Raw genomic sequence first — 9,265 nt, forward strand, 5'->3', positions numbered from 1 at the left:
CTCTCCAGCGGCATGGCCCGACCGATCGGCAGTGAGGGGCTGGAGCTGGGCCGTCCGGTGGACGGGGCGGATCTGGAGAACCACCAGGCGGTGCTGGCCCTCACCCGGGTGCCCGACCACCCCGGGGGGGCCGCCCTGCTGTTCGACGCTCTCTCCGCGGCGGGGCTGAACGTGGATCTGATCGTGCAGGCCACCCATGTCGGCGCCAGCAACGACATCGCCTTCACCCTCTCGGAGAGCCAGCTGGAGGGCGCCCGGGAGGTCTGCCGGAGCCTGCTCCAGGAGCTGGCGGTGGAGGAGAGCGCCCTGAGCACGCAGGCGGGGCTGGCCAAGCTGAGCATTTCCGGGGCCGGGATCATGGGGCGGCCAGGCATCGCCGCTCGCCTGTTCGACACCCTGGCCCGTTACGGCATCAACCTGCGCATGATCGCCACCAGTGAAGTGAAGGTGAGCTGCCTGGTGGAGGGCAGCCAGGGTGCGCGGGCCCTGCGCGCCGCCGCCGAGGTGTTCGAACTGCAGGAGCACCAGCTGCGCCAGAACCCGCTCCCCTGCGACGTGAGCGATCCGGCGGTGCGCGGCGTGGCCCTCGACCGCAACCAGGCCCAGGTGGTGGTCCGCCAGGTTCCCGACCGCCCCGGCACGGCCGCAGCCGTCTGCCGGGCCCTGGCCGACGCCGGCATCAGCCTCGACACCATCGTCCAGTCGGAGCGCACCCACGGCTCCGGCCCGCAGCTCAGCCGCGACATGAGCTTCACCCTGCGACGCGACGATCTCAACCGAGCCCGCGGCGCCCTGCAACCGGTGCTCGCCCCCTGGCCCGAGGCTCGCTTCGAGGAAGGCCTGGCCATCGCACGGGTGAGCGCCGTGGGCTCGGGCATGCCCTGCACCCCCGGCACCGCCGCCCGCATGTTCCGGGCCCTGGCGGAGGCCGGGGTGAACATCGAGATGATCGCCACCAGCGAGATCCGCACCAGCTGTGTGGTGGCGGAAGCCGATGGGGTCAAAGCCCTGCAGGCGGTGCATGCCTGCTTCCAGCTGGGCGGCAGCACCAGCTCGGCGCTGGAGGCCACGGCCTAGTGCACTGGTTGCGCCACCGCCGCTGGCTGGCCCTGGCCGCGGGCCTCGATGCCCTGGGGGTCTGCCTGCTGGCGGCCTGGATCGACCGGGAGCGCAATGGCTATCTGGACAATCAGCTGGGCCTGCTGGCGATGCTGGTGGTGATCTATCTCAGCCTCGGCTGGCTGTTCGGGTCGTTCACACTCCTCAAGATGAGGCGCCTGCGCTGGAGCCAGCTGGTGGTGCGCCTGGCCATCACCAGTGCGGCCACCATCGCCGCCGGCGCCGTGGTGGGCTGGCTGCTGCGCACCGCGCCGGAGGTGACGCTGCTGCACCGCGGCAGCCTGATGCCACTCTTCACCCTGGCGGCGCTCTGGAGCGGTGGCGTGCGGCTGCTGCTGCGCCAACTGGCCCACTCCACCCGACAGGACCCGTGGGACATCGTCAGCCTTCCCGGCGAGCAGGAGGCGATCCGCCATGAATGGGAGCGCATCGGGACCATGCGGGCTCCCACCATCCATACGCTCGGCGATGGCTTTCGCCAGCTGAGGAGCGGGCCGACGGAGAACGAGAGCAGCGGCCTCGCCCTCAGCCAGGGGGTGCTCAAACTGCCCGATGGACTCGACTACTGCGCCCGGGCCCTGGAGGAAGGCCGTGCCGTCACCTCCCTGGCGCTGGCGGCCGAGCAGGAATTGCAGCGCATTCCGCCCCGCTGGGTGGTGGATCAGTGGCTGCTGTTCTCCGATCGCTCCGTGCAGCGCAGTGGCGGCTTCGAGCGACAGCTCAAACGCTATGCCGACGTCATGGTGAGTCTGCTGCTGCTGCTGCTGTGCTCTCCGCTGCTGGCCGTCACCGCCGCGTTGATCCGCCTGAGCGATGGCGGGCCGGTGTTCTACCGGCAAAGGCGCACGGGCCTGCAGGGCAAACGCTTCGAGGTGATCAAGCTGCGCACGATGGTCCCTGATGCAGAGGTGGAAGGGGAGGCGATCTGGTCGGGTCCGAACGATGGGCGAATCACGCCGGTGGGCCAGTGGCTGCGACGCACCCGGCTCGATGAGCTGCCCCAGCTGATCAACGTGCTCCGGGGTGAGATGAGCCTGATCGGCCCGCGACCGGAGCGGCCTGAGCTGGAGACGGACCTGGAACAGCGAATCCCCAACTACCGCCTGCGCCACTGGATCCGGCCGGGCCTGAGCGGCTGGGCCCAGGTGAACTTGCCTTACACCTCCACAGTTGAGGACGCTGAGCTGAAACTGAGTTACGACCTCTTCTATCTGCGTAACAGCAGCGTCTGGCTCGACCTGCTCATCCTGTTCAAGACGATCAAGATCGTGCTCAAGGCCGCCGGGCGCTAAATCTGCGCCAGGGTTTTCTTGCGCAGTGGCCATCTGCCGCTCCATGGACACTGCCACGACATGAGCATCAGCCTGCTCAAGGGTGACGTGGGCATAGATACTTCTCGCACTCGCCCATCAGGAGGCCTCAAAATTAAGCAAATCATGACCAGCGAAATCTGCACCCGCTGTATCGTGCTAGATGACGAAGACACGTGACCTGCAAGCGATCTGAAATCTTGGAACAAACAGGCGCCCACGATCTGCCGAATCACGACCTTCTTGCCGTGATGCCACTGGTGAGAAGTGTTGTGGAGGTGGGCTGCAGCCGCGGCGCCCTAGCCAGGGCGTTCAAGAACAAGCATCCCACTGGTCATTACCTTGGTATTGAGATTGATCCAGCCTACGCCGCTGTGGCTCGCTCCCATTGCGACGAGGTGTTAATCGGCGACATCGAGGAGATGTTCCGCACCGGCACCCTGGCCAGCCTCAGCCCGGCGCAGTGCTGGGTGTTCGGCGACACGCTGGAACATTTGCGCGACCCCTGGCAGGTCCTGAGATCCCTGAGATCCTTGCTCAATCCCGAAGCATGTGTATGTGCTTGCATCCCAAACATGCAGCACTGGAGCATTCAGCTCCGCCTAAATACAGGAAGACTTGAGTATACCGACAGTGGACTGATGGATCGCACCCATCTGCGCTGGTTCACCCGGCTCACAATGCGACAGCTGTTCGAAAGCAGTGGGTATCGAATTGATTCAATCCAGCCAAGAATTTTCCAACATCAGCACACTGAACGTGCGATGAGTCTAATTGGACAAATCGCCAGCCAAATCGGCCATCACCCTGCTCAGGCCATCCAGGATGCCTTGCCCATGCAATATGTGATTAAGGCCGTGCCGAAACCAGCTGCAGAAGAGACCTAATACCAGTCCAGACATGCAATGGAGCAAACATGGCACTTCCGCGTAAAGTCCTTCACTGCCGATCCAGATTCTGCATATAGATTGCTCAGGAAAGAATGACCTGAGACCGTTTGATAGCGCTCAGGTCCTCCCCACCAGTTTCTGGCGCAGCTTCTTGATGCGATCACGCAGGTTGGCGGCCTCTTCGAATTCCAGATTCTTGGCGGCGGCTTTCATCTTGTCTTCCAACTCCAGGATCAGCTCCGGCAGCGCATCGAGGGGCACCATCGCAAACGATGCCGGCTCGGCTTCAGCAGTGGGCGCCTCATCCTGGGCGCGCCTGGAGACCTCCAGAAAGCTGAGGATGGCATTGCCGGCCCGCTTGCCGGCAGCGCTGGGGATGATGCCGTGGGTCTCGTTGTAGGTCTGCTGGATCGCTCGGCGCCGCTCGGTTTCGGAGATGGCACGGGCCATCGAATCGGTGAGATTGTCGGCATAAAGCAGGGCCGTCCCGTCCACATGACGGGCCGCCCGGCCGATGGTCTGGATCAAGGAGCGCTCGGCCCTCAGAAATCCCTCCTTGTCGGCATCGAGAATCGCCACCAGAGACACCTCGGGCAGATCCAGGCCTTCCCGCAACAGGTTCACGCCCACCAGGGCGTCGAATTCACCGTTGCGCAGATCCTGGATGATCTCGATCCGCTCGATCGAATGGATCTCCGAGTGCAGATAGCGCACCCGCACACCATTCTCAGCCAGGTAATCGGTGAGGTCCTCGGCCATCCGTTTGGTCAGGGTGGTGATCAGCGTGCGCTCATCCCGCCCGGCCCGCAACCGGATTTCGCCGAGCAGATCATCCACCTGGCCCTCGGTGGGACGCACCTCCACCACCGGATCGAGCACACCGGTGGGGCGGATCACCTGCTGGGCCACATGGCCGTGGCTCTGCTCCATCTCCCAGGACCCGGGGGTGGCTGACACAAAGATCGTCTGGCGGGCCTTCGACCAGAATTCCGCGGCCTTGAGCGGGCGGTTGTCGGCGGCGCTGGGCAGGCGGAAGCCATGCTCCACCAGCACCTGCTTGCGGGCCTGGTCGCCGTTGTACATGGCATGGAGCTGGGAGCAGGTGACGTGGCTCTCATCCACCACCAGCAACCAATCATCGGGAAAGTAGTCGATCAGGCACTCGGGTGGTGTGCCGGCCGGGCGCCCTGCCAGGTGGCGGGCGTAATTCTCAACGCCATTGCAGTAGCCCACCTGCTGCAGCATCTCGAGGTCGTAGGTGGTGCGCTGCTCCAGCCGCTGGGCCTCCAGCAGGCGGCCCTGGCCATGGAGAACCTCCAGGCGCTGATGCAGTTCGTCGCGGATGGCGGCGATCGCCGATTCGAGCCGGTCCTTGGGAGTGACGAAGTGCTTGGCGGGATAGATATTGATGGTTTCCAAACTCTGCAGGATTTCACCGGTGGTGGGATCGACGTAACGAATCGCCTCCACCTCATCGCCGAAGAGTTCAATGCGCACCAGGCGGTCTTCATAGGCGGGGCCGATCTCGAGCACATCTCCCTTGACCCGGAAGCGACCGCGCCCAACCTCGACGTCATTGCGGGAATACTGGTTGTTGACCAGCTCGCGCAGGGAACCACGCAGGTTGAGGGCCTCACCCACCTGAAAACGCACGGCCGCCTTGAGGTATTCCGAGGGAATGCCGAGGCCGTAGATGCAACTGATCGAGGCCACCACGATCACATCCTGGCGCTCGAACAACGAGCGGGTGGCGGAGTGCCGCAGCATATCGATCTCTTCGTTGATCGATGCCGTCTTGGCGATGTAGGTGTCGGAGACCGGAACGTAGGCCTCTGGCTGGTAGTAGTCGTAATAGGAGATGAAATATTCGACGGCATTATTCGGGAAGAACTCCCGCAACTCATTGCAGAGCTGGGCCGCGAGAGTCTTGTTGTGGGCCAGCACCAGGGCCGGACGGCCGGTGCGGGCGATCACATTGGCGATGGTGAAGGTCTTGCCGGTGCCCGTGGCCCCCAGCAGGGTCTGGTAGCGCTCACCCGCATCGACACCCTCCACCAGGGCTTCGATGGCCGTGGGTTGATCGCCCTTGGGCTCATAGGGAGCCTGGAGCTCGAAGCGCGCCATGGCCGCTGGATCCAGGTGGCTCCTGGACGAAGACAATATTGATCCTAGGAATCAGCCCACGCCGACTGCAGCGGAGAGGGAAGTGGCCGCCCGGGTGAAGCTCACACCAAGGCCGAGCCAGCCCAGGATCAAGGTACTGAGCACGCTGTAGACGATGGCGCCGAGGGCCGCACTGATCAGACCGTTCTTGAGCCGGAAGCCCTGGATCAACCAGGCCGCCAGGGCAAACAACACGATCGTGATCACCCAGTTGTAGACAGCGGTGATCGGCGTCACCAGACCACCCAGGCTGGTGATGGCCCAGGGCAGTGCCAGCACCAGCTTAAGAGGCCAGATCAGCAGCGTTCCCAGCAGGCCGATCACCACCGCGGAGAGCAGGGCGGTGCCGAAGCCGCTGAACTCAACCCCGAGGGGCAACACACCCACGATCAGCAGCACGACAGCCCGGATGGGCCATTGCAGAAGCCAGATGAACGGGCCCATGGAAGTCATCACGGCGTCTGCCTCACGCTAATCAAAGCCCCCTGACTTGGCCAAGTCAGGGGTGCCGAACCGTCACAAGCCGGCAGGAAGCCTCAGCCGACCACCTCGGCCACATGCGCTGGGGCCAGAGCCTCACGCAGGCCGCGCACCACCGCCACCATGGCGAGTTCATCGTCGAGCCGGTTCACAGCTGAGCCCACACCCACCCCATGGGCGCCGGCGGCGATGGCCAGGGGCAGGGTGACGGCGGAGAGTCCGGAGGCGCAGAGCACCGGAATCTGCACCGACCGGCTGATGGCGTGGGCCGCCGCCAGGGTGGGCGCGGCCTTCTCGATCAGGCCAAGGGCCCCGGGGCTGAAGGGACGGGCACTGGTGCCGCCTTCGGTCTGGATCAGATCGGCGCCGGCGGCGGCCAGATCGCTGGCCAGCTGCTGCTGCTGATCCAGGGGGAGTCCATGGGGGACCGTGACCGAGAGCACCACCTCCGGCAGCAGCTCCCGGGTGCGCCGGGTGAGGGCGAGCACCTCCTCGGCGCCGAAGATCCGCCCTTGGGGATAGAACGAATCGAAATTGCCGATCTCCACCATCGCGGCGCCAGCGGCCACGGCAGCGGGGAACAGATCCGGATCAACGGCCGAGACGCAGACCGGCAGGCCGGAGGCCGCTGCAGCCAGGCGCACGAGCTTCGGATCGCAGGCCACATCAAGCAGGTCGGCGCCACCAGCCCCGGCAGCCCGGCTGATCCGCTCCACGCTGGCCGCCTCGAAGTTGCTCAAGCCGGCGATCACCTTCAACAGCCGCCGCGAATGCAGCGCCGCTTGCAGGGGGGCGGGCAGGCTGGTGATGCGCGACATCGGCGAGCAGGGCAGATGGAAGCCATTCTCCCATGGGGTCCCCTGCAGCACCGGCTGCACCGGCGGCTGCTGACGGACCCCCTGCTCCTGCCCCAGGGGGGCCGGCTGTTGCTGGCGATCTCCGGTGGCCAGGACTCGATGGCCCTGACGGCTCTGCTTCTGGAGCTGCGGCGCCTGCACGGCTGGGAGCTTCACCTCTGGCACGGCAACCACGGCTGGCGGAAGGAAGCCGCCGATCAGGCCGGGGAACTGGCGGCCTGGGCCGGCGGGCTGGGCCTGCCCATCCGGGTGGAGAACGCCCCCGCTGCGCCGGCCTCCTCCGCCAGCGGTCGTGAGGAGGCTGGGCGCTGCTGGCGCTACGAGCGGTTGAACCAGCAGGCCCTCAGCCTCGGCTGCACCCGCGTCGTGACCGGCCATACCGGCAGTGACCGTGCCGAGACCCTGTTGTTCAACCTGGCCAGGGGTTGCGGCCTGCGGGGGCTGAGCAGCCTGCGCGCGCGGCGTCCCCTCAGGGGCAGGATAGAGTTGGTGCGTCCCCTGCTCGGCTTCCCCCGGGCCGAGACCGCGTCCTTCTGCAAGCAGCAGCAGCTGCCCCTGTGGCTGGATCCAGGCAACACCGATCCCCGCTTCAGCCGCAACCGCCTGCGCCAGGAGGTGCTGCCGGTGCTGGAGGAGCTCCATCCCGGGGCCTGGCGGCGTCTGGGCGCACTGGCCGAACGCCTGGAAGGCACCCAGGAGCTCACCCAGGAGCTGGCCCTGCTGGCCCTCATGGCTCTGGAGACGCCAGCTGCCCCACTCGCCGCAGGCCGGCCTGAGCAGGGGCCAGAACTGCAGCGCCAACCACTGAGCGAGCTCACCGCCAGCAGCCAGGAGCTGCTGCTCGATCTCTGGCTGGAGCGCAGCGCCGGGGTTCGGCTGGGGGCCCGGAGCCTTGAAGCCCTGAGGCGCCGGTTGCCGCTGAGCCAGGGGCCTGGCAGCCTGGCTTTGCCCGGAGGCAGGAGCCTTCACTGGGACCGGCAGAGCCTGTGGCTTCAGCCGGAACCGAGCGATCACGCGGATCCATCCGGCCCTCCCGAACCCGGTGCGGCCTCAGCCCCCTCCAACCGATGACATCCAGCGGCTTCGATCAGGCCTACAAAAGCGTGGAGCTGGCGTACAGCCAGGGGCGCTTCGCCGAGGCCCTGCAGGAGGGGGAGGACCTGCTGGCGCACACACGACTCGAGGCCAGTGATCCCCACAGCCTGCGGCTGAAACTGTTGCTCGGGCACATTCACTTCTATGGATTGCGCCAGCCCGAAGACGCCAGCGAGCTCTACCGCCAGGTGCAGGCCACTGCTACCAAGGGGAGCACCTACAACGATCTGGCTGCCGAGGGACTGGCGCTCTGCGAGCAGAGCAAGCCAGAGCTAAGCCAGTCCGAACAAAGCCTGGCGCCGGCTCCTCCGGACAACGGCCTGGAGGCTGTGCGGGTGGACGTGCTGGCCGAGCCGCCGGCCGCCTCCGTCCGCGATGAAGCAGGCGAGCGGCGCTTCAGTCCCGAGGAGGAAGCTGAGCTGGCCAAGGGTCTGCTGCGGGTGGTGCTGGGCTGAGCGGCAACAGAGCCGCCCAGCCAGCAGCCCTTCAGCTGGCGGCGGTGGAGCGGCGGCGACGCACGCGGTTCGCGGGCATCTCCGGTTCTTCCGGCTTGGTCTCCGCCACCTGGACAACGGGGGCACTTGCAGGGGTCTTGGTGGCGACGGGCATGGTGGCCGTCGCTGAGACAGCACCAGCGCCAGAGGCCTGAACCCGCTGGGGGGGAGCAGGCGCGTGGGTGCGGATCACGGGTTCACGCCCTGTGCTCTCCCGGCGACCGCCGCGGGGGGCCGGGCGGCTGTCCGGCTCTGCATCGGCACGGCCCTTGTAGGCCGGGGTGCCCGCCGGAGCCGGCTGCACCAGACAGATGATCAGGGGCTCCACCTGCAGCTCGCGCCGCAAGCGGCGCTGGAGACCGACTTCGATCTCCCGCTGCACGCCCACCCAATCGACCTCGGGGGCCGTACCACCAGTGTTGCGGGCCAGCTGATTCCAGCGGTTGTCCAGCACCCAGCCAATCTCCCGCTCGGCCCAGATCGAGAGCCGGCGGGCATCGGCGGTGGTGACCACACCGCGCAGGTTGACCCGCGGCGGGGCGCCCATGACGCCATCGGTGCTGATCACGGTCAGCAGGGTGATGACGCCGTCCTCGGCCAGTTGCTGGCGTTCCTTGAGCACGCGGTTGTCGACGATGCCGTTGCGGGAGGCATCCAGCAGTTCGATACCGGCCTTGACCGGATCCCCCTTGTGGATGGTCGTGGGGGTGAGCTCCACCACATCGCCGTTGTCGATGATCAGCATGTTGTCAGCGGGAATCCCCATCGACTGGGCCGTGCGCGAGTGGCACACGAGCATGCGGTGCTCCCCGTGCACCGGCACGAAGAATTTCGGCCGGGTGAGCGCAAGCATCAGC

The 9,265-nt window shown here is 66.3% G+C and carries 8 protein-coding genes and 1 pseudogene; 5 read left to right on the forward strand and 4 right to left on the reverse strand.

What is annotated here, in order from left to right; all coding sequences use genetic code 11:
- The 3 genes from KBY78_RS12795 to KBY78_RS12805 all read left to right on the forward strand — a co-directional run.
- On the forward strand, nucleotides 1–1,077 hold a 1,077-nt coding region (locus KBY78_RS12795; protein WP_255143904.1), incomplete at its 5' end, for an ACT domain-containing protein.
- On the forward strand, nucleotides 1,077–2,411 hold the full coding sequence (locus tag KBY78_RS12800) for an exopolysaccharide biosynthesis polyprenyl glycosylphosphotransferase (protein ID WP_255143905.1): 1,335 nt from the start codon (nucleotides 1,077–1,079) through the stop codon (nucleotides 2,409–2,411). The genes KBY78_RS12795 and KBY78_RS12800, both read left to right, overlap by 1 nt.
- Before the next feature lie 194 nt (nucleotides 2,412–2,605).
- A complete protein-coding gene (locus KBY78_RS12805; RefSeq protein ID WP_255143906.1) occupies nucleotides 2,606–3,316 on the forward strand; it encodes a bifunctional 2-polyprenyl-6-hydroxyphenol methylase/3-demethylubiquinol 3-O-methyltransferase UbiG in 711 nt (236 codons plus the stop codon).
- A 120-nt stretch (nucleotides 3,317–3,436) separates the two neighbouring features.
- On the opposite strand, the gene uvrB is transcribed toward KBY78_RS12805, so the two are convergent.
- The 3 genes from uvrB to KBY78_RS12820 all read right to left on the reverse strand — a co-directional run bounded on the left by uvrB (nucleotide 3,437) and on the right by KBY78_RS12820 (nucleotide 6,780).
- Nucleotides 3,437–5,443 carry an excinuclease ABC subunit UvrB gene (gene uvrB / locus KBY78_RS12810; RefSeq protein WP_255143907.1) on the reverse strand — a complete coding sequence of 669 codons (2,007 nt, stop codon included), beginning with the start codon at nucleotides 5,441–5,443 and terminating at the stop codon, nucleotides 3,437–3,439.
- A 51-nt stretch (nucleotides 5,444–5,494) separates the two neighbouring features.
- The gene (locus KBY78_RS12815) at nucleotides 5,495–5,926 is read right to left on the reverse strand and encodes a phage holin family protein (RefSeq protein WP_255143908.1); all 432 of its coding nucleotides are present in this window, start codon (nucleotides 5,924–5,926) and stop codon (nucleotides 5,495–5,497) included.
- 92 nt (nucleotides 5,927–6,018) lie between these two features.
- Nucleotides 6,019–6,780, reverse strand: a complete 762-nt coding sequence (locus KBY78_RS12820; protein WP_255143909.1) for a DUF561 domain-containing protein — start codon at nucleotides 6,778–6,780, stop codon at nucleotides 6,019–6,021.
- Nucleotides 6,781–6,795: 15 nt separating this feature from the next.
- Between KBY78_RS12820 and tilS the strand changes: the two genes are divergently transcribed.
- Both tilS and KBY78_RS12830 read left to right on the forward strand, forming a co-directional pair.
- Nucleotides 6,796–7,890, forward strand: a complete 1,095-nt coding sequence (gene tilS, locus KBY78_RS16200) for a tRNA lysidine(34) synthetase TilS (RefSeq protein WP_261350212.1) — start codon at nucleotides 6,796–6,798, stop codon at nucleotides 7,888–7,890.
- Nucleotides 7,887–8,369: a hypothetical protein gene (locus KBY78_RS12830; protein WP_255143910.1), complete on the forward strand. Its 483-nt coding sequence runs from the start codon at nucleotides 7,887–7,889 to the stop codon at nucleotides 8,367–8,369. The genes tilS and KBY78_RS12830 overlap by 4 nt, the downstream gene beginning before the upstream one ends.
- 31 nt (nucleotides 8,370–8,400) lie before the next feature.
- On the opposite strand, the pseudogene KBY78_RS12835 reads toward KBY78_RS12830, so the two are convergent.
- Nucleotides 8,401–9,265, reverse strand: a pseudogene (locus KBY78_RS12835) (ribonuclease J); the annotation flags it as partial.

The sequence above is a fragment of the Synechococcus sp. EJ6-Ellesmere genome (assembly GCF_024345875.1).
Taxonomy (GTDB): Bacteria; Cyanobacteriota; Cyanobacteriia; order PCC-6307; family Cyanobiaceae; genus Regnicoccus_A; species Regnicoccus_A antarcticus.